We start from the raw sequence: 17,205 nt of genomic DNA on the forward strand, positions 1-17,205 counted from the left end.
AATAGAAAGACGGCGGGGAAATTCCCCGCCGTCTTGACCTGGCTTATCAGGACTCGGCGCCGTAGACGTCGAACTTGAAATACTTGTCGTTGATTTCCTTGTATTTTCCATTGGCGCGAATGGCGGCGATGGCCGAATTGAGCTTGTTGACCAGGTCGGTTTCGCCCTTGCGTACGGCAATGCCGGCACCAGGCCCGAAAATCTCGACCGGCTGCGGCGAAGGTTGGCCGAGGATCTTGCAGCAGGCGCCGTCAGGCGAGTCCAGAAACTGCTGCAGCACGACGATATCGTCCTCGATGGCGTCGAGACGACCATTGGCAAGATCGGCCTGCTCCTCGGGGCTGCTCGGATAGCCCTTCACGGTGCTGTCGGTGTAGGTCTTCGAGGCATAGTTGAAATGCGTGGTGGTGGTGGCGACGCCGATGGTCTTGCCGGCGAGATCTTCCTTGGTCACGCCTTTCAGCGTGCTGTCCTTCGGCACGGCGATCGCCGACGGCGTGTTGTAGTATTTGTTCGAGAAGTCGACCTTCTCCTTGCGCTCCGGCGTGATCGACATCGAGGCGACGATGGCGTCGAATTTACCGGCCTGGAGGGCTGGAATGATGCCGTCCCAATCCTGGGCGACGAAGGTGCACTTGACCTTCATCTCATCACAAAGCGCCTTGGCGATGTCGATATCGAAGCCCACGAGCTGGCCATCGGCGGTAAGGTTGTTGAAGGGCGGGTAGGCGCCTTCGGTGCCGATCCTCAGGGTCTTTTCCTGGGCCTGGGCGACGCCGAGCGTCAGCAGCGCGGCCGATGCGGCAAGCGCGATACGCAGTGAAATACGCATGATGGTCCTCTCTTTATGGTCCCGGCCGTCGTTCCGAACGGCTCTGTGGGGCGGTGCTTTTGACCGCCCGCTGGCGCGATACTCCCACTCTTTCCAAGAAAAAAGCAACTGCAAAACCATAAAAATGGGCAAGGCTATTCTGCCGTTGCGTCAGCGCTCAAGCAACGAGCCCGGTGGTGCGCTCGATGAAGTCGGCTATCGATTTTGCATCGTCGAGATGGAATACCGGCAGCAGCTCGCCTTCAATGGCAAAATCGGCGGCGACAGCGACGATGTTGGGATCCTCCGCCGAAAGCGGCGTGCGGTCCTTCGCATCCAGCCGGCGGGTTTCGATCTTGCTGTGGGCTTCGCGCTTGTAGCCCTCGACCAGCACGAGGTCGCAAGGGGCAAGCCGCGACAGGACAGTCTCCAATGTTGGCTCATCCTCGCCGCGCAGCTCGTGCATCAGTGCCCAGCGAACGCCGGAGACGATCGCGACTTCGGTGGCGCCGGCCTGCCGGTGGCGAAAGCTGTCCGCGCCAGGTTTGTCGATGTCGAAGTCATGGTGGGCATGTTTCACCGTCGACACCTTCCAGCCGCGCCGAACCAATTCGCTGACCAACCTCTCGGTCAAAGTCGTCTTGCCGGAATTCTTCCAGCCGGTGATGCCGAAGACGCGTCTGTTCATGGCTTGATGCTCTGCAACAGACGCTCGGCAGACACAAGATCGTCCGGCTCGTTGATGTTGAAGAAAGGGTCGACCCCCGCCGATGGCGGAACCGGGAATTCTACCTCGACAAAACCTTGCCGGTCGATGAAAGCCGAAACCCGCCTGATATCTTCATCGACCAGAAAGTGCCGCAAGGCATCGCGGCAGCCGATCGGCCACAGCGCGAAGGTCGGATGCCGCTTGCCGGCCGAGCGGGCAACGGCAATAGAACCGGGGCTTTGATCGGCGGCCCCTGCCAGACGCTCGACAAGGTCCAACGGCAGGAAAGGCGTGTCACCGGCAGCGCTGACGATCGCCTTGCAAGACCTGTTGGCCGCGGCCCATTCGAGGCCGGTCAGGATTCCGGCGAGCGGACCGGCAAAGCCGGGCACGCTGTCGGCAAGCACCGGCAGTCCAAAGCGCAGGAATCGTGCAGGGTCGCCATTGGCGCTGAGCGCCATCGATTCTATTTGCGGGGCGAAGCGCGACACGACCTGGTCAAGCAGGCAGCCATCGCCAAGCGGCAACAGGCTCTTGTCGCCGCCGCCCATCCGCCTCGACTGGCCACCGGCCAGAACAATCCCCGCAATGTCTCGCTTCATGCCACGAAGCCTGTACGCCAGCCGTCGGAAATCACAAGAATGATCTGGCTAGATTCCGTCCGGAACCATGCTTGGCCCCGTGCTTTCGGCGACGATCTTGCGCCGGCCGACGACCCGCTCGCGGTAGAGCGCATAGAGGCCGGAGCCGATGATGATGGTGGCGCCGACGATCATCGGCAGATCGGGAATGTCCGCGAAGATGAACAGGCCAAGCAGGATCGACCAGATCAGGGCCGTGTAGCGGAACGGCGCGATGAAGGAGATGTCGCCCGCCCGCATCGCCATGATGATGAACTGGTAGCCGATAATCACCAGCACAGCAGCCAGGGCCAGCAGGGCCGTGCTGTTGCCCGTCATCGGCGTCCAGCCGCCCATTGCCGGCAACAGCGCCGCGCCGACGATGGTCATGGCAAGCGCGGTCGCGGTCGACACCAGCAATGTCGGAATGGCCTTGGGGATCCGCTTGGTGGCGAGATCGCGCACCGCGCAGCAGGCGACGCTGGCCAGCGCCGACAGCGAGTAGACGCTGAACCCTTCGAAGCCCGGCCGCACGATGATCAGCACGCCGGCAAATCCGATGGCGATGGCCAGCCAACGCCGCCAGCCGACAGTCTCGCCAAAGACAAGTGCCGCTCCCATCGTCACCGCCAGCGGCAGCGCCTGCAGCACCGCCGAAACATTGGCGATCGGCAGATGGGCGAGGGCGACGAGGAAACTCACCGTTGCGCCGGCCTCGCTGATCACGCGCAAGGCGACCAGAGGCTGCAGCATCGAGCCCGGGCGGGCGAGAGCGCCGCGCTGCCAGGCCAGCAGGCCGACGAAAAGCGAAGCGAAAGCCCCACGGATCAACATGACCTGCGCCATGTTCATCGATTGCGACGAGTATTTGGTTATGGCGTCGTTGAGGGTGAAGCCGGCCATCGCCACCATCATGAACAATGCGCCGCGAAGATTTGGAGACAGGGGCAAGACGGCTACCGGTTCTGCTAATACATATCGCCCAAAAGTGACCTCGGTTTGGGGAAACGACATGCATAAGAAACAAAGACCTGAAGCGCGTGGCTGAATCCGTTCAAACGCGACGCGCTTCAGGCAGCAAGCCTGTAACAGTCGGGCATGAAACAGCAACAGCAAAGGACTGGGCCACAGCCTTGTTTGTGGCCCTGAATATCGCCTGCGATGGCGAACTTACTTCTTCGGCGTAAGCACCTCGGTGCCATTGCCTTCCTTGCCGGCGATCGTCCAAAGACCGTACAGCGAACCGTCCGCCGCCACCTTGTAGACGACGAGGCCAATTTCCTTGTCCATGACATAGCCGGCGGAGAAGGCATCATCGTTGCGCATGCAGATGCCGTCGGAAGATGAGCCACCAGTTTCCCAATGGATCGCGCAGGTCGTCCCGCTGGTCAGCGTGATGGTGGCTTCGCCGCCATAGGCCGAGCCGTCGAAGTTGGTGCCGGCGACCGTATAGGTGCCGCCGATCGACTGCGCCGCCGCGGGCACGGCCGCGAGGCCAAGCAGTGCCAGAGAAAGAACGAGTTTGCGCATGGTGTATCCCCCTGTGAGCGAAGAGCAGCTTCCAGGGGAAGGCTAGGCTGGAACAGACTGGCCGTAAATCCGGCTGCGGTTCGCGAACAAGACTTTTTCTGGGGTGTGGTTCGAAACCGTCATGGCCCCTTGAGACTGCCGGCGATGGCGCCGACCAGCGGATCGTATTTCGACTTCAGCGCCGGCGGGTAGTCGACCCAGACCGTACGGATGATACCGTCTTTCCCAAACAGACGTCGCTCGTAGAATATCTTTCCATCCCTCAGGCCCGACAGCACGGCCCAGTCCTTTCCGGCCTTGCTGTAGGTGATCTTGTAGCCCGGCTCCTTGCTCGCCTTCTCCGCCGCGACAAAGCCTTTCGGCGTGTCGTCGTCGGCGTTGAGGATGCCCGAGCAGATCAGGCTGGCGCCATCGGCGCTCAGCCATTGCTGTCCGTCGCCATTGTCGGGCTCCGGCTGGCGATCGGTGAAGACGTCGTCGGGAAAGGTGCAGACAGTGCCGAAGCGATCGTTCACATAGGTGAATGGCGCGGCGACCGCACTGGTTGCTGCCATTGTCGCAATGACCAGGAATGAAGAGTGCAGCCGCATGCTCGCCTCGAAGTCATGATCCCGAAGCGATATTGCATGAATTTCACGGAAAGATCAGCCGCCAGTGACGCTCATGTGGCGCGACACCGATGGGCGGCTGGTGCGGCGGTCGATGATGAAGTCATGGCCCTTGGGCTTGCGGCCGATGGCTTCGTCTATTGCTTCGGCGACCAGCTCGTTGCCTTCCGAGGCGCGCAAGGGCGCGCGCAGATCGGCGGCATCTTCCTGGCCGAGACACATATAGAGGGTGCCGGTGCAGGTCAGCCGGACGCGGTTGCAGCTCTCACAGAAATTATGCGTCATCGGCGTGATGAAGCCGAGCCGTCCGCCGGTCTCGGCGACCTGGACGTAGCGCGCCGGGCCGCCGGTCTTGAAGGGAATGTCGGTCAGCGTGAACTGGCGTTCGAGCGACGCGCGCAGCAGCGACAGCGGCAAATACTGGTCGGTGCGGTCGGCATCGATCTCGCCCATTGGCATGGTTTCGATGACCGTCAGGTCCATGCCGCGGCCATGCGCCCAGCGCATCATCTCGGGCAGCTCGGCGTCGTTGAAATCCTTCAACGCCACTGCGTTGAGCTTGACCTTGAGCCCGGCCGCCTGCGCGGCATCGATGCCTTGCATGACCTTGTCGAGATGGCCCCAGCGGGTGATCTTGTGGAATTTGTCGGCATCGAGCGTATCGAGCGAGACGTTGATGCGCCTGACGCCGCAATCGGCGAGTTCGGCGGCAAAGCGCGACAGCTGCGAGCCGTTGGTGGTCAGCGTCAGTTCTTCCAGCGCGCCGCTTTCGAGATGCCGCGACAGCTGGCGCACCAGATGCATGATGTTCTTGCGCACCAGCGGCTCACCGCCGGTCAGCCGCAATCGCCTGACGCCCTTTTCGATGAAAACCGTGCACAGCCGGTCGAGCTCTTCCAGCGACAGCAGGTCCTTCTTAGGCAGGAAGGCCATGTCCTCGGCCATGCAATAGGTGCAGCGGAAATCGCAGCGGTCGGTAACCGACACGCGGAGATAGCTGATCGTGCGGCCGAAAGGATCAATCATGTCCATGCTTCAAGCGCTTCCCGTGGCCGTGAACGGCTTCGTTATATACCGCTATGTGATACGATCCGGCCTGCTGTTCAAGATAGCGCCTCTCGATCTTTGGTAACATCTCTCAGCCGACATCGCATGTCGGTCGGTCTCATCAGACCTTTTCCCGTTTGGCGAAGCGGCGTAGGGAAGGGCGGATGACACGGGATCGAACAGCATGACCGCACCGAAAGAACTCAGGGTTTCCAAGGACCGCAAACTTCTGTCCGTCACCTTTCCCGACCACCATCCGTTCGAACTGCCGGCGGAACTGCTGCGCGTCGCCTCGCCATCGGCCGAAGTGCAGGGCCATTCACCGGATCAGCGGGTGACGGTTCCCGGCAAGCGCAATGTGGCGATCCTGAAGATCGAACCGGTCGGCAACTACGCCGTGCGCATCACCTTCGACGATTTCCACGACACCGGCATCTTCACCTGGAATTACCTGCATACGCTCGGCCACGAGAAGGATGCGCGCTGGGAAGCCTATCTCGCGGAGCTTGCGGAAAAGGGATTGAGCCGGGACCGCTAGGGCATCGCTGTCGTGAAGATGTCATCGATCTGGGGTAGCGCCGGCAAAGGTTTGGAGGCGAAAACATGTCCGTCATCACCACGGTCGAGCAGCTCGAGGCACTCTATGGCATTCCAGGCGAGGCCTCGCTGGTCAAGGAACTCGACCACATCATTCCCGAATATGCTGCCTTCATCGAAGCCTCGCCCTTTGTCGCACTGGCGACCAGCGGACCGGAGGGGCTTGATTGCTCGCCGCGCGGCGATCTCGCCGGCTTCGTGCGCATCCATGATCCGAAAACGCTGATGATGCCGGACCGACGCGGCAACAACCGCGCCGATTCGCTAAAAAACGTCATTCGCGACCCACGCGTCGGCCTGCTGTTCCTGGTGCCGGGCTCCGGCACGACGCTGCGCGTCAATGGCCGCGCCCACATCACAACGGATACAGCGCTGTGCGCGTCATTTGCGGTGGACGGCAAGGCGGCGCGATCGGTAACCGTCGTCGACATCGATGCGGTCTATTTCCAATGCGCCCGGGCCATCGTCCGCTCCGAGCTCTGGAACCCGGCAAGACATGTCGAGCCGAAGTCGCTGCCGACGCCCGGACAGATCTTGGAAATCACCAGCCGCAAGAACATCGACGGCGAAACCTACGACAAGGAATGGCCGGAACGGGCGAAGAAGACGATGTGGTAGGGTTGGGCTGAAGGGCGCTCAAGCCTCATTCAGCACATCATAGATCTTGCGCATCTGCTCGCCGATCATGTCGCATTGCTCCGGCGTCGACTGGCTCATCGCCTTCTCGATCAGCGCCATATGCACTTTCAGCGCCTGCATCAGCAGCGCCTCGCCGGCTTCCGTCAGGGCGAGACGCAAGATGCGCTTGTCCTTCTCATCACCCTCGCGGCGCAGCAGGCCACGCGCTTCCAGCTGCGGCAACAGCATGGTGATGTTGGAGCGGCCGACGAGCAGCTTGCGGGCAAGATCGTGCTGCGACATTCCGGGGTGGCGATAGAGGTTCATCAGCACGTCGAGCTGCGCCGGCTTCAAATCGAGCGGCGCAAGTTTCACCGCCAGCGTGCGCTCCAGCACATGGCAGGCGCGCGCCACCGCGACCCAGTTGCGGAAACGCGGGTTGTCCCAAGGCAGCTCTTGTTTATTGTTCATCTTTGAACTATTATGTTCATGCTTGAACGTATGGATGGATTCTCACTATGGCATCATTCGGGCTGAAGGTCATCCGGGGCGTGTTCGGTGCGGCAGAGCGTGTCGCGCCGCGGCTCAGCGGACGCGCGGCGTTCGAATTGTTCTGCCGCACCCCGAATGTCAAGGCGCTCAGCGATGGCGAGCGCCGCGCTGTCGAGCGTGCGACGGGGTTCATGACCGAGGCGCGTCATCACCGGCTGAAGACCGCGACCGGCTGCGTCATGGTGCACGAGTTCCGGCCCGAGCCGGGCAGGGCGGCCGTCGGCACGGTGCTCGTCGTCCATGGCTGGCGCTCGCGCACCGAATATATGCGCGCCTTGATCGAAGGCTATCGCGCCGCCGGCTACAGGGTCGTTTCGCTCGACCTGCCCGGCCACGGCCAGTCGCAGGGCCGGCGCCTGAACATGGTCAATGCGGTGGATGCGGTGCGGGTTGCCGGCGAATGGTTCGGCCCGTTCGCGGCGGCGGTTGGCCATTCCTTCGGCGGCGCCGTCGCCGCCAATGCCATCGCCGGTTCGGTCAAGAACATCCCGCCGCTGGCGGCGGGACGCCTGGTGCTGATCGCGGCGCCAAGTTCCCTGCCGGCGATCTTTGCCGACTTCAGTCATATGTTGAATGTCGGCCCGCGCTCGCAAGCCGCCATGGCGGACCGGGTCGAGCATCTTTCCGGCCGGCCGCTGCACGAATTCACCGGCGACCGCCAGCTCGCCCAGGCACCGGTGCCGACCCTGGTCATCCACGCGCCGGACGACCGCGAAGTCTCGGCCGATCACGCAAGGCGCTATGCCGGTGCCGGCGGCCATGTGCGGCTCTACTGGGCCGACGGGCTTGGCCATCGCCGCATTCTTGCCGACAAGGGCGTGGTCGAACGCGCTGTCGGCTTCGTGACGCATCGCGAGCCATTGCTGCTGCATTGAGCGGCGGTCGAGATTATTTCTTCTTCTCGCCGGGTTCGACCGGCAGTCCGGCGGCCTTCCAGGCGGTGTAGCCGCCAAGGATGTGCTTGACCGGCGAAAGCCCCATGTCCTGCGCCGTCTTTGTGGCCAGGGCAGAGCGCCAGCCGCCGGCGCAGAAGAACACGAAGCTCTTTCCCGAGGCAAAGAACGGCTTGTGGTAAGGGCTTTCGGGGTCGATCCAGAATTCCAGCATGCCGCGCGTGACATGCTTGGCGCCCGGAATCCGGCCGTCGCGTTCCACTTCGCGTGGATCGCGCAGATCGACGAAGATGGTGTCTTCATCGTCGAGCAGCCCGGCCGCTTCCTCCGGCGAAACCACCTCGATCACGGCGTTCGCCTCGTCCAGCAGCTCGCGATAACCCTTTTTCACGCTCTCGTCCCTCCCGGCCTTGCTGGCGGATTTCGAGCACACCAGCCGGCGTTTGTCACGCCGCGTTGCCGCCGGCCAACGTCTGCCAGGCAGCCATGGCCCCGGCAACCGTCGCCAGCAGGGCAGCGTGCGAGGCGCCGTCTCGCGCCTGGATCGACATGCCGTGCTGGACCGTGGCGAAGAAGGTCGCGGCAGCGCTCGCGTCGAAATCCGCCGGCAATTCGCCTTCGGCAATACCGCGCTCCAGACGTTTTTGCAGGGCGGTGTGGTTTTCGGCACGACGGCGGCGCAGATCGTCGCAGATGGCGCCGCGGCTCGAATCCTGATGCAGTGCGCCCAGCGTGATCAGGCAGCCCTGCGGGCGATCGCTCTGCGCATAGGCTTTCGCCGTCAGGCAAAGGAATTGTTCGATCGCCTGCCGCGCGGTCGGAGCCTCGTCCAATGCCAGCCAGATGTCGGCACCCTCGGTGTGCGAGTAAAAATCCGTCGCCTCCAGGAACAGCGCCTCCTTGCTGCCGAAGGCAGCGTAGAGGCTGGGCGAGTTGATGCCCATGGCGGCGGTCAGCTCGCTCATCGATGCGCCTTCGTAACCACGCGCCCAAAACACCTGCATCGCGCGGCGCAGGGCTGCGGTTCGATCGAAGGTGCGGGGACGGCCTCGTTCCGACATGACGCTCTTTCTGTGTTGATCGATACATAATTCAGTTGACGCCGGCGGGCAAGGCTGACAGATATTTATGTATCGATCATTACATAAAAGGAGAATTCGATGTCTTCCAGCAGATTGAACGGCAAGGCCGCGCTCGTCACCGGCGGCAGTCGCGGCATCGGCGCGGCGATTGCGCGGAGGCTGGCGGCCGATGGCGCCAGCGTCGCGCTGACCTATGTGCATGGCGAGGAACAGGCCCGCGCTGTCGTCGCCGAGATCGAGGCCGAGGGCGGCCGCGCCATCGCGATCAAAGCCGACAACCGCGATGCGGTCGCCCTAGACAAGGCAGTCGACGACGCCGTAACCGCCTTTGGCCGGCTCGACATCCTGGTCAACAGCGCCGGCATCTGGCGCGCCGCCCCAATCGACACGCTGTCGCTCGCCGATTTCGACGAGACCATGGAGGTCAATCTCCGGGCCCCATTCATCGCTTCCAAGGCCGCGGCCGCCCATATGGGTGAGGGCGGCAGCATCATCTCGATCGGCAGCAACCTTGCCGAGCGGGCGACCGACGGCAGCCTCACGGCCTATTCAGCCAGCAAGGCGGCGCTGGTCGGCCTGACCAAGGCGCTGGCGCGTGACCTCGGCCCGCGCGGCATCACCGCCAATGTCGTCCACCCCGGTTCGACCGACACCGACATGAACCCGGCCGACGGCCCGCATGCCGAGCATCAGCGCCGGAAGATGGCAACGCCGCGCTTCGGCAAGGCCGACGACATTGCCGGCATGGTCGCCTGGCTCGCAGGCCCGGAAGGCCGCTTCGTCACCGGCGCTGCCCTGACCATCGATGGCGGCGCCAACGCCTGATCCCGCGGGGATTTCCGGCTGGGGCGGAACCACCCTCCGCTCCAGCCGTCACGATCTTGTGAAACCGTTCTGCAACAGGCTTTCCAAAATTTATGAAAGCTTAACGAAATCGGTATGAATCAGTATAGTCGCGCCTTACATCCGCCATGCGGTGAGCGGGACGATCGAGCGTGCGGAACGGGAACCGGTTGCGGCCGGAGCGGGTGATTCATGAAATTCCTCGGAAACAAAGCAACCGTGATGCCGCTGATGGCAATCACGGCGACGCTGGCTTTCGGTGTACCCCAGGCAGGCGCGCAGGGGCTCTTCGACATGCTTTTCGGCGGCGGCGTCAGGCATGCGCCGAAAGGCGAGTTTCCGCCCCCGCCACCGAAGAACAAGCCAAAGCCGAAAGTGTCCGGTGGCGGCGGCGGCAATGTGAAGATCAGCAGCCCGTCCTACTACACCTACAAGGCCGACCGGCTGGTTCGCGTCGACTTCTCGGCATTGGCCGCGACGCCGGCGCCGGCGACACCGCAGGACGCCGCCTTCGTCCCGTCGGCTACGGGTGCCGCGTTTCGTGATGCGGTTGCCAGCTTGGGCGACTACGAACTCTTGGCCGAGCCCGACATCGCCAAGGCGCTGATCGCGTACTACTCGGCCAATCCGGATTTCATCTGGATAAGCGGAACCAGCCTCAACAGCCGTGCGCAGGATGCGGTGCGGGTGCTTGGCGAGGCTTCAAGCTATGGCCTCACGCCCGCCGACTATACGGTCGAAGTGCCCGCTGCCGGCGCATCGACGACCGATGCCAATGCGCAACTGAAAGAACTCGTCCGTTTCGAGATGGCGCTTTCGGCGCGTGTGCTGCGCTATGCCCACGACGCCCAGAACGGCCGCGTCGATCCCAACCGCATGACCGGCTATTATGATTTCCCGGCCAAGCCGCTCGATCTGCAAGGCGTGCTGAAAACGCTGGCTCATACCCAGCAGGTGCGCACCTATCTCGAATCGCGGCACCCGCAGAATGCGGAATACCAGGCGCTGCGCGTCGAACTGGAAGCGCTGCAGGCCAGTGCGGAAAACGAAATCGTCGTCGACCCCAAACTGCTGCTGAAGCCGGGCGAAACCAGCCCCGAACTGCCGAAGCTGCTGACCCTGATCGCGCGCAATCTCGACGACGAGATGGGCGGCGCCTATGGCGAGGTCCTGTCAAGGCTGGCCACCAGCGAAGTCTATGATCCGGAATTGGTTCCGGTTATCAAGGCCGTGCAGCAGAAGGCAGGCATGAAGGGCGACGGCGTCATCGGCCCGCGCACCGTCGCGTCGCTGGCCGGAACATCCAAGGCCGACAAGCTGCTGAAGGTGGAAGTGGCGCTGGAGGAACTGCGCTGGCTGCCCTCCGATCTCGGCAGCCCGCGCGTCTTCATCAACCAGCCGGCCTTCACCGCGAGCTACATCGACAATGGCGAGGAAAAGCTCAAGACGCGTGCCGTCATTGGCCGGACCACCAACCAGACCTCCTTCTTCTACGACCAGATCAAGCAGGTCGATTTCCATCCCTATTGGGGCGTGCCCCAGTCGATCATCGTCAACGAGATGCTGCCGAGATTGCGCAACGATCCGGGCTATCTCGACCGGTCCGGCTATGAGGTGACGGATTCGCGCGGCAAGCGCATTCCTTCGTCGGCGGTCAACTGGGGCGCCTATGGCTCGAACATCCCATACAGCGTGCGCCAGCAGCCGAGCGAGGCCAACGCGCTGGGCGAGTTGAAGATTCTGTTCCCCAACAAGCATGCGATCTACATGCACGACACGCCGCAGAAATCGTTCTTCCAGCGCGATATGCGCGCCCTCAGCCATGGCTGTGTGCGGCTGCAGGACCCGCGCGGCATGGCGGCGGCGGTGCTTGGCACCTCCGTGGACTATATCGCCGAAAAGCTGAAGCACGGCCACGCGACCGAGAACGTGACACGCACGATCCCGGTCTATGTCGCCTATTTCACCGCATGGCCCGATCTGTCGGGCAAGGTCGAATATTTCGGCGACGTCTACGACCGCGACTCGCGGCTGAAGCAGGCCCTGGATGCGACGGAGGCGGTGCGTTCGCCTTCGAGTTGATCCAAGCCTTTCGGTAGGCCGTGAACTCATAAATACGGCGTGGCCGGAAACCGGAAAGGCGGTTGAGAGGGAACGAGTAGCGGCGGCTACCGTTATCGAACAAGCGCAAAACGCAACTGTGATCCTGTTTCGGTACGGACGAACGATGTTGAGCGCTCGAAGCGATTCTGCGGCGTCGCGTTGCCATCGTCGGCATTTTGCCGATGGCTGACGACGAAGGTGGACCAGACTATGGAGGTGGGCACGTTTCGCTTCAGCGTGCAGATGGAAGGGCCTTCATTCGCGATCACACAGCCACAAAACAGAGGCCCTGACCTACTCCGCAAAATGGTCACTAATGGAGGCACCCCATGCCGAGCCATTATGCGATTCTCGAAGCCCCCTCCACGCTGGGCCTGGCGACCGACGGTGTGGAGCGCTTGCCTGACCGGTTGCTTGACCTTGGCCTTGCGGAGCGCATTCATGCGCGCCACGCCGGGCGGCTGGTTGTGCCTGCGAAGGACCCGACGCCCGATCCCGAGACCGGCACCCTGAACGCCAGGGCAATTGCGCAGTGGTCGCCCAAGCTCGCCGACGCCGTGGAAGCGGTGCTTGACGCAGGCGGGTTTCCAGTGGTGCTGGGCGGCGATTGCACGATCGTCCTGGGCTCGGCGCTCGCGTTTCGACGGCGCGGCCGCTACGGCTTGCTCTTCATTGACGGCAACGCCGATTTCTTCCAGCCCGAGGCGGAACCCAATGGTGAGGGTGCCTCGATGGACCTCGCCTTCGTCACCGGCTACGGTCCGTCGCTCCTGACCGACATCGAAGGTCGCGGTCCTCTGGTCCGCCCTGAAGACGCTGTCGCCTTCGCGTATCGCGATCACAAGGATCAGGAGGAGTACGGAAGCCAGCCGCTCCCCGAAGAGCTCAAGGTGCTTGACCTTCCCGCTGTGCGCGCCACGGGCATCGAGGCCGCCGCCCGCGAAGCGGTCGATCATCTGACGAGAGCGGAATTGGACGGCTTCTTCATCCATCTCGACGCCGACTGTCTCGACGACGTCATCATGCCGGCTGTCGATTTTCGCGTACCAGGCGGGTTGTCGTGGGACGAGTTGACGGCTGCGCTCCGGCCTGCCTTGGCGAGCGGCAAGGCAGTCGGCCTTCGAGATCACCATCTACAATCCGCGCCTAGATGAGGACGGCAGCGCCGGACGCGGCCTCGCCGATGTACTGGCCGCTGCGCTCGGAACAGCAGCGCCATGACGACGACGAGCCATGTCTGCTCTACGCAGCAAGGAGCGACCGATTTGAGGTCGTTTCTTACTGCCTCATGTTGCGGCGGAATCTGTTTCAAGGCTCCGCATGAGCCGATCGGCTTGGCTCCGATTGTGAGTGTGCAAGCTACTAGCGCTCGAACAGTGGCCGCCGGAAGCCGGCGTCCCGCCCGGCGATCAGCCAGTAGAGCAACCCGGCGACAAGGCCGGCAGCGGCGATGATGCCGATGTCGACCCAACGCTCCGGGTCCATATCCTCCGGTGCACTCGGCCAGATCAGGGCGAAGCCGCCGACTGCGGCGCCGGCGCCGAAAACCATGTGCAGCAGGACATTGCGCAACGAGAAGAACTCGGCGATCAGCGCGAAAATCAGCGTCTGCAGCGCGGTCACCACGATGGTCAGGAAATAGACGAACATGCCGAGCGGCGGCACCAGCAGAACCGCGATCGGCGAAACGCCCATCACGTCGAAGTAGTCGGGCGCGTTGGGCAAGGAACTGAGCACGCCATAGATCACCGCCACGGCGATCAGGCCGACCAGAACCGACACGAAGTAGCCGGCCAACATCATCAATATGCGCTTCATCACGTGCTTCGCCGTCGCCATGCCCATCCCCCAATGCGGCGCGCACAGTCAGCCATCAAAGCGAGACTGACGCAAGGGGAGGCGACGGTTGGCAAGGGCAATCGCTTTAGGCAAACGACAAGTCCGACTTGCAGCGGAGAACGCCAATCGCCAAAGTCAGAGCTGCCCCTCATTGTCCTGCCGGACATTTCTCCCCGTATAGTGACGGGGAGAAAGGGGCTGGCCGCAACGCCCGCGCCATCCTTGCAACGCTGGCGATTGGCGAAATGGGCGATGACAGCGTCCCTCTCCCCGTCACTATACGGGGAGAGGATGCCGGCAGGCAGGTGAGGGGCGGCGCCGGCGCCGGGAAAGGCTGGCTAATTTGATGCGGCGAACCCTATTTCGGCTCCGCCGTCACAGGATCGTAGGTGATTTCGACCTTCGCCTTGTCCGCCGTGTAATAGGTGACGGTGTAGGCGCCGCTGTCCCAGTCGACCTCGTCCACATAGCGAAAGCCGTCGCGCTGCTCGACCTTGGCGATGATCTCCGACAGCTTCTTGGCATTGGGCGGCGGCAGCGGCTTGTCGTCCGCGGCCAAGGCCGGCGCGCCGGCGAGAAGAACGGCGACGCTTGTCGCCAGCAGAAATCTGGACATGGCTTTCCCTCAAGTTTTCGTCGGAGAGAAACTCGCTGGCGTGCCGGTTTGTTCCGCGGCTGGAGACTTGCAACCGAGACTTGCGATCGGTCGATTGGATGGTCGCCCAATCCGCCGCATCGATACCGAGCTAGGATCCCGGCAGGCAAGGCTAGTCCGCCGCGCCCACTGATATGCCGCTATCAATCCGATACAGTTCTTCCACATAGCCCCTACGGAGCCAGTAGGGGCTCCTGTAGGTGCGAGCAAAGCTCCGATCGGCACTCAGCAGCTTTGAAACGTGAAGAAGCCTCGCGCCGCCAGCGATGAGTTGCTCACCCTCGTGATTGATGCTGAGGAAGAAGCCCGAAGTGATGCGCTTTATCTGTTGCACATACTCGTCAAAGATGCGGCGATTGATTTCGGGAAATGAGTCCTGGTTGGCGGTGACCCGAAAGGTGCGGTCCACTTCATTGGAGCAGTTCCAGTTCGCTCTCAGTTTGATGGCTTCGTTGCGCGATTCCTCGCCTTCAAGGCAGACGGCTTCCTGACCGAGGGTTCCGATCAGGAAGTAACCCGACAGGACGTTCACAATTGGAAGGTCGAAGATCGTAACATCCTTGCGGCCCATCCGGTTCAGGTAAAATGCAGCAAGCCCGAGCCCTCCGCCAAATTCACAAATCCGATCTTCGGGTGCGGCAATATCCCGGATCCGGGTTGCCAGATAGAGTGCGTTGATGTGCCTGTAGTGGAGCAGGCCACCCCTGATTTTCAGACCGGCGACATGAACCGGTCCCTGCGGCGGGATGATGCGGATGCCGAGCTGTGCTTCTAAGGCGTCCACGATTTCGTCTGGGTTCCGGAGACCGTTCTTGCCCCATTTCCCGTCCGTCCCCTGTTCGGGGCTTTCCACCGACAGGACGCCGAGCGCCTCGCCCAGGCACAGCAATTTGTCGAAGTAGCTGTATGCAACAAACTGCTCGTCGCGATCCCAATACGTATAGCCGTCGATCCCCGTCGTAATTCCGCCGAACCAGGTGTATTCCTTGCCGAAATCAACCAGATAGCGTGACAATTGCTCGGCATCTTCGGCCTCGATGAAGCTGATCATCTGACCAAGGTTGTCACGCATCAATGCCGACCAGAGGTCATCGTCGGTGATTTGCTTGAGCCGGCTCTCCTGCAGTATCGTCGCCTTGTAGGCGGCAATCAGCCGGCGGCATGTCACCACCATCTCCGGGTTCCATTGAGCGTCCTTCTTGCCGAACGGCAAGGGGCGAGTTTCTCTCTCCATCGGATGGACTAGCGTGTGGCGGAAAATATCGTTCATGGGTTCATTCGTCTAAAGACCATTAAGAGAGCGGGCAATTTCAATCTCTCTTCCACGATCCCTCTTCCACAATCGTTTCCGGAGAGGTTGTCTGGTCCAGCCCTAGCTAGTTCCCACCAGGAAGCAAGTTGACGTTCCGCTTGTCCACGAACCGCCGGACAATCCAGGGAGACGATGCGGACTGGAGTTGATCGCTTGCGGCATGCCATTGCGGAAGAGCTATTTTCAACCATTTCAATCCGGCCAGTTCGCAGGAAATGAAAAACAAGCGCTCTATGGCATGCGCGTTTGTAAGCGAAAGCTGCCCATTTTCCTCGGGAAAATCAGTTGCAACGAGATTGAGGTCGAGAAGCGGCTTGAGGGCCTTTGAGCGTGCCCAGAACATCGAACCGGATGGAAAGTCGATGTTCTCGATCCCGCCAATCGCCTTAGCGAGGTGCGGGCCAAGGCCGGCGCCCAATTCCTTGCAGTCAGCCCAGTGGATCCAGGGGCGGATGAATGGAAGATGCTGTGGCGCGATCATGCCAACATCAGGACAACGTTCGAATATCTCAAAAACGCTTGTGACAATTTCCGGTGAGCCCAGAAGATGCTGCCAGAGGAACTGCCGCCAGTCCCGTAATCCGTCCTCATGACCGGATCGCTTGGTATGAATGTGCAGAACGTAGTCGTATGCCAGATGCTCTTGGTTCATCAGCCCGATTTTCGGGTAGATGTCGCGGCCGCGATTGGCGGTGATAGTGGTCTTTAGACGACGAATCCTCGGGTGGCTCTGAAAGCGCTCGTTGAGCAAGACGGCTTTCTCGCCGGTGTCCGTCGTGAAATAGATATCGACCAAAACCGGCAGATTGCGCAGTTGCAGGTCGATAGCGTCCGCCAATTCCTGCACATAGTAGGCGTGAAAAAAGACAGCTATCCTGCGTTCGGGCGGCACCAACTTCGGCCGATAGCCAAAGGGCACAACAAGCGACGTGTTTTGGGGCACCGGGAAAAGTTCGGCGTCTGACGGCACCGGTTTCGCCAACTGCCGCCATTCCCGGAAGACGCAAGACAATTTCAAGGCTCGCCCCTCCTTGCAGGCCGATCCGGCTCGGGAAAAGGCACCGATGGGCGATGCAGGATTAAACAGCGGGAAGGGTGTGCGTCGCTCCCCGCCTTTGGCCTGAATTCACAATCGACATCGGGATTGAACGCCACGATCTAACCTCCGCCGCACACTGCACTGTTTGTGCAAAAGCGCTAATGAAAGTCAGATCACATGTAGCCAGGAAAAGGGACGGTCCCCCCAAAAAAAGTCGTGCTCCATTCCGACACAACACTGCCAGCCCTCACTGAGGGACTCTTCCTATGCGCACGCGTCATGTCATTGCCCCCACGCTGTCACTGATGAGGAGCGCATCCCGCTGAGCCCTTGCTACCTGATAGAGG

General features: G+C 61.9%; 19 protein-coding genes and 1 pseudogene. 6 read left to right on the forward strand and 14 right to left on the reverse strand.

Annotated features, from left to right (window positions below):
* Positions 1–46 precede the first annotated feature (46 nt).
* From M729_RS0111105 to moaA, 7 genes are all read right to left on the reverse strand, one after another.
* Positions 47–832 carry an ABC transporter substrate-binding protein gene (locus M729_RS0111105; RefSeq protein ID WP_013531705.1) on the reverse strand — a complete coding sequence of 262 codons (786 nt, stop codon included), beginning with the start codon at positions 830–832 and terminating at the stop codon, positions 47–49.
* 157 nt (positions 833–989) lie between these two features.
* Positions 990–1,499, reverse strand: a complete 510-nt coding sequence (gene mobB, locus M729_RS0111110) for a molybdopterin-guanine dinucleotide biosynthesis protein B (RefSeq protein WP_027161588.1) — start codon at positions 1,497–1,499, stop codon at positions 990–992.
* Positions 1,496–2,122 carry a molybdenum cofactor guanylyltransferase MobA gene (gene mobA, locus M729_RS0111115; protein WP_027161589.1) on the reverse strand — a complete coding sequence of 209 codons (627 nt, stop codon included), beginning with the start codon at positions 2,120–2,122 and terminating at the stop codon, positions 1,496–1,498. Before mobA ends, mobB begins: the two co-directional genes overlap by 4 nt.
* 48 nt (positions 2,123–2,170) lie before the next feature.
* Entirely contained in the window at positions 2,171–3,091 is a 921-nt protein-coding gene (locus M729_RS0111120; RefSeq protein ID WP_013531702.1) for a DMT family transporter, read from the reverse strand.
* Between the two features lie 219 nt (positions 3,092–3,310).
* Positions 3,311–3,670, reverse strand: coding sequence for a hypothetical protein (locus tag M729_RS0111125; protein WP_027161590.1), 360 nt, complete (start codon positions 3,668–3,670; stop codon positions 3,311–3,313).
* 119 nt (positions 3,671–3,789) lie between these two features.
* Complete coding sequence (locus tag M729_RS0111130) at positions 3,790–4,224, reverse strand: hypothetical protein (RefSeq protein ID WP_245267557.1); 435 nt, start codon at positions 4,222–4,224, stop codon at positions 3,790–3,792.
* A 90-nt stretch (positions 4,225–4,314) separates the two neighbouring features.
* Positions 4,315–5,310, reverse strand: coding sequence for a GTP 3',8-cyclase MoaA (gene moaA, locus M729_RS0111135; RefSeq protein WP_013531699.1), 996 nt, complete (start codon positions 5,308–5,310; stop codon positions 4,315–4,317).
* Positions 5,311–5,509: 199 nt separating this feature from the next.
* On the opposite strand from moaA, the gene M729_RS0111145 reads away from it, so the two are divergent.
* Positions 5,510–5,863, forward strand: coding sequence for a DUF971 domain-containing protein (locus M729_RS0111145; RefSeq protein ID WP_013531698.1), 354 nt, complete (start codon positions 5,510–5,512; stop codon positions 5,861–5,863).
* Between the two features lie 65 nt (positions 5,864–5,928).
* Complete coding sequence (locus tag M729_RS0111150; RefSeq protein ID WP_027161592.1) at positions 5,929–6,540, forward strand: pyridoxamine 5'-phosphate oxidase family protein; 612 nt, start codon at positions 5,929–5,931, stop codon at positions 6,538–6,540.
* 18 nt (positions 6,541–6,558) lie between these two features.
* On the opposite strand, the gene M729_RS0111155 is transcribed toward M729_RS0111150, so the two are convergent.
* Positions 6,559–7,011, reverse strand: a complete 453-nt coding sequence (locus M729_RS0111155) for a MarR family transcriptional regulator (RefSeq protein ID WP_013531696.1) — start codon at positions 7,009–7,011, stop codon at positions 6,559–6,561.
* A 47-nt stretch (positions 7,012–7,058) separates the two neighbouring features.
* Between M729_RS0111155 and M729_RS0111160 the strand changes: the two genes are divergently transcribed.
* On the forward strand, positions 7,059–7,967 hold the full coding sequence (locus M729_RS0111160; RefSeq protein ID WP_027161593.1) for an alpha/beta fold hydrolase: 909 nt from the start codon (positions 7,059–7,061) through the stop codon (positions 7,965–7,967).
* A 13-nt stretch (positions 7,968–7,980) separates the two neighbouring features.
* Here the strand turns inward: M729_RS0111160 and M729_RS0111165 are convergent, their stop codons facing one another.
* Both M729_RS0111165 and M729_RS0111170 read right to left on the reverse strand, forming a co-directional pair.
* Entirely contained in the window at positions 7,981–8,376 is a 396-nt protein-coding gene (locus M729_RS0111165; RefSeq protein ID WP_013531694.1) for a rhodanese-like domain-containing protein, read from the reverse strand.
* 55 nt (positions 8,377–8,431) lie between these two features.
* Entirely contained in the window at positions 8,432–9,046 is a 615-nt protein-coding gene (locus tag M729_RS0111170; RefSeq protein ID WP_013531693.1) for a TetR/AcrR family transcriptional regulator, read from the reverse strand.
* A 99-nt stretch (positions 9,047–9,145) separates the two neighbouring features.
* Here M729_RS0111170 and M729_RS0111175 point away from each other — a divergent pair, with 99 nt between their 5' ends.
* From M729_RS0111175 to M729_RS01000000134840, 3 genes and pseudogenes are all read left to right on the forward strand, one after another.
* Positions 9,146–9,892 carry a 3-oxoacyl-ACP reductase family protein gene (locus M729_RS0111175; protein ID WP_027161594.1) on the forward strand — a complete coding sequence of 249 codons (747 nt, stop codon included), beginning with the start codon at positions 9,146–9,148 and terminating at the stop codon, positions 9,890–9,892.
* 210 nt (positions 9,893–10,102) lie between these two features.
* The gene (locus M729_RS0111180) at positions 10,103–11,992 is read left to right on the forward strand and encodes a murein L,D-transpeptidase (RefSeq protein WP_027161595.1); all 1,890 of its coding nucleotides are present in this window, start codon (positions 10,103–10,105) and stop codon (positions 11,990–11,992) included.
* Positions 11,993–12,342: 350 nt separating this feature from the next.
* Positions 12,343–13,234: pseudogene (locus tag M729_RS01000000134840) on the forward strand (arginase family protein).
* 141 nt (positions 13,235–13,375) lie between these two features.
* Here the strand turns inward: M729_RS01000000134840 and M729_RS0111195 are convergent.
* From M729_RS0111195 to M729_RS0111210, 4 genes are all read right to left on the reverse strand, one after another.
* Positions 13,376–13,858 (reverse strand): hypothetical protein, encoded by a 483-nt coding sequence (locus M729_RS0111195; RefSeq protein ID WP_032808250.1) that lies wholly within the window; start codon positions 13,856–13,858, stop codon positions 13,376–13,378.
* A 352-nt stretch (positions 13,859–14,210) separates the two neighbouring features.
* Positions 14,211–14,468: a PepSY domain-containing protein gene (locus M729_RS0111200; RefSeq protein WP_024503292.1), complete on the reverse strand. Its 258-nt coding sequence runs from the start codon at positions 14,466–14,468 to the stop codon at positions 14,211–14,213.
* Positions 14,469–14,619: 151 nt separating this feature from the next.
* Entirely contained in the window at positions 14,620–15,777 is a 1,158-nt protein-coding gene (locus M729_RS0111205; protein WP_027161597.1) for a hypothetical protein, read from the reverse strand.
* Between the two features lie 106 nt (positions 15,778–15,883).
* Positions 15,884–16,801, reverse strand: coding sequence for a rhamnan synthesis F family protein (locus M729_RS0111210; RefSeq protein WP_027161598.1), 918 nt, complete (start codon positions 16,799–16,801; stop codon positions 15,884–15,886).
* Positions 16,802–17,205 lie beyond the last annotated feature (404 nt).

It is taken from the genome of Mesorhizobium sp. WSM1293, assembly GCF_000513875.1.
Taxonomy (GTDB): Bacteria; Pseudomonadota; Alphaproteobacteria; order Rhizobiales; family Rhizobiaceae; genus Mesorhizobium; species Mesorhizobium ciceri.

What these genes read in the sequence shown, in the direction of transcription:
- M729_RS0111125 (WP_027161590.1), bottom strand. Translation starts at nt 3,670, where the DNA reads ATGCGCAAACTCGTTCTTTCTCTGGCACTGCTTGGCCTCGCGGCCGTG.
- M729_RS0111180 (WP_027161595.1), top strand. Translation starts at nt 10,103, where the DNA reads ATGAAATTCCTCGGAAACAAAGCAACCGTGATGCCGCTGATGGCAATC.
- M729_RS0111195 (WP_032808250.1), bottom strand. Translation starts at nt 13,858, where the DNA reads ATGGGCATGGCGACGGCGAAGCACGTGATGAAGCGCATATTGATGATG.
- moaA (WP_013531699.1), bottom strand. Translation starts at nt 5,310, where the DNA reads ATGGACATGATTGATCCTTTCGGCCGCACGATCAGCTATCTCCGCGTG.
- M729_RS0111160 (WP_027161593.1), top strand. Translation starts at nt 7,059, where the DNA reads ATGGCATCATTCGGGCTGAAGGTCATCCGGGGCGTGTTCGGTGCGGCA.
- M729_RS0111205 (WP_027161597.1), bottom strand. Translation starts at nt 15,777, where the DNA reads ATGAACGATATTTTCCGCCACACGCTAGTCCATCCGATGGAGAGAGAA.
- M729_RS0111145 (WP_013531698.1), top strand. Translation starts at nt 5,510, where the DNA reads ATGACCGCACCGAAAGAACTCAGGGTTTCCAAGGACCGCAAACTTCTG.
- mobB (WP_027161588.1), bottom strand. Translation starts at nt 1,499, where the DNA reads ATGAACAGACGCGTCTTCGGCATCACCGGCTGGAAGAATTCCGGCAAG.
- M729_RS0111130 (WP_245267557.1), bottom strand. Translation starts at nt 4,224, where the DNA reads ATGGCAGCAACCAGTGCGGTCGCCGCGCCATTCACCTATGTGAACGAT.
- M729_RS0111155 (WP_013531696.1), bottom strand. Translation starts at nt 7,011, where the DNA reads ATGAACAATAAACAAGAGCTGCCTTGGGACAACCCGCGTTTCCGCAAC.
- M729_RS0111105 (WP_013531705.1), bottom strand. Translation starts at nt 832, where the DNA reads ATGCGTATTTCACTGCGTATCGCGCTTGCCGCATCGGCCGCGCTGCTG.
- M729_RS0111170 (WP_013531693.1), bottom strand. Translation starts at nt 9,046, where the DNA reads ATGTCGGAACGAGGCCGTCCCCGCACCTTCGATCGAACCGCAGCCCTG.
- M729_RS0111150 (WP_027161592.1), top strand. Translation starts at nt 5,929, where the DNA reads ATGTCCGTCATCACCACGGTCGAGCAGCTCGAGGCACTCTATGGCATT.
- mobA (WP_027161589.1), bottom strand. Translation starts at nt 2,122, where the DNA reads ATGAAGCGAGACATTGCGGGGATTGTTCTGGCCGGTGGCCAGTCGAGG.
- M729_RS0111200 (WP_024503292.1), bottom strand. Translation starts at nt 14,468, where the DNA reads ATGTCCAGATTTCTGCTGGCGACAAGCGTCGCCGTTCTTCTCGCCGGC.
- M729_RS0111175 (WP_027161594.1), top strand. Translation starts at nt 9,146, where the DNA reads ATGTCTTCCAGCAGATTGAACGGCAAGGCCGCGCTCGTCACCGGCGGC.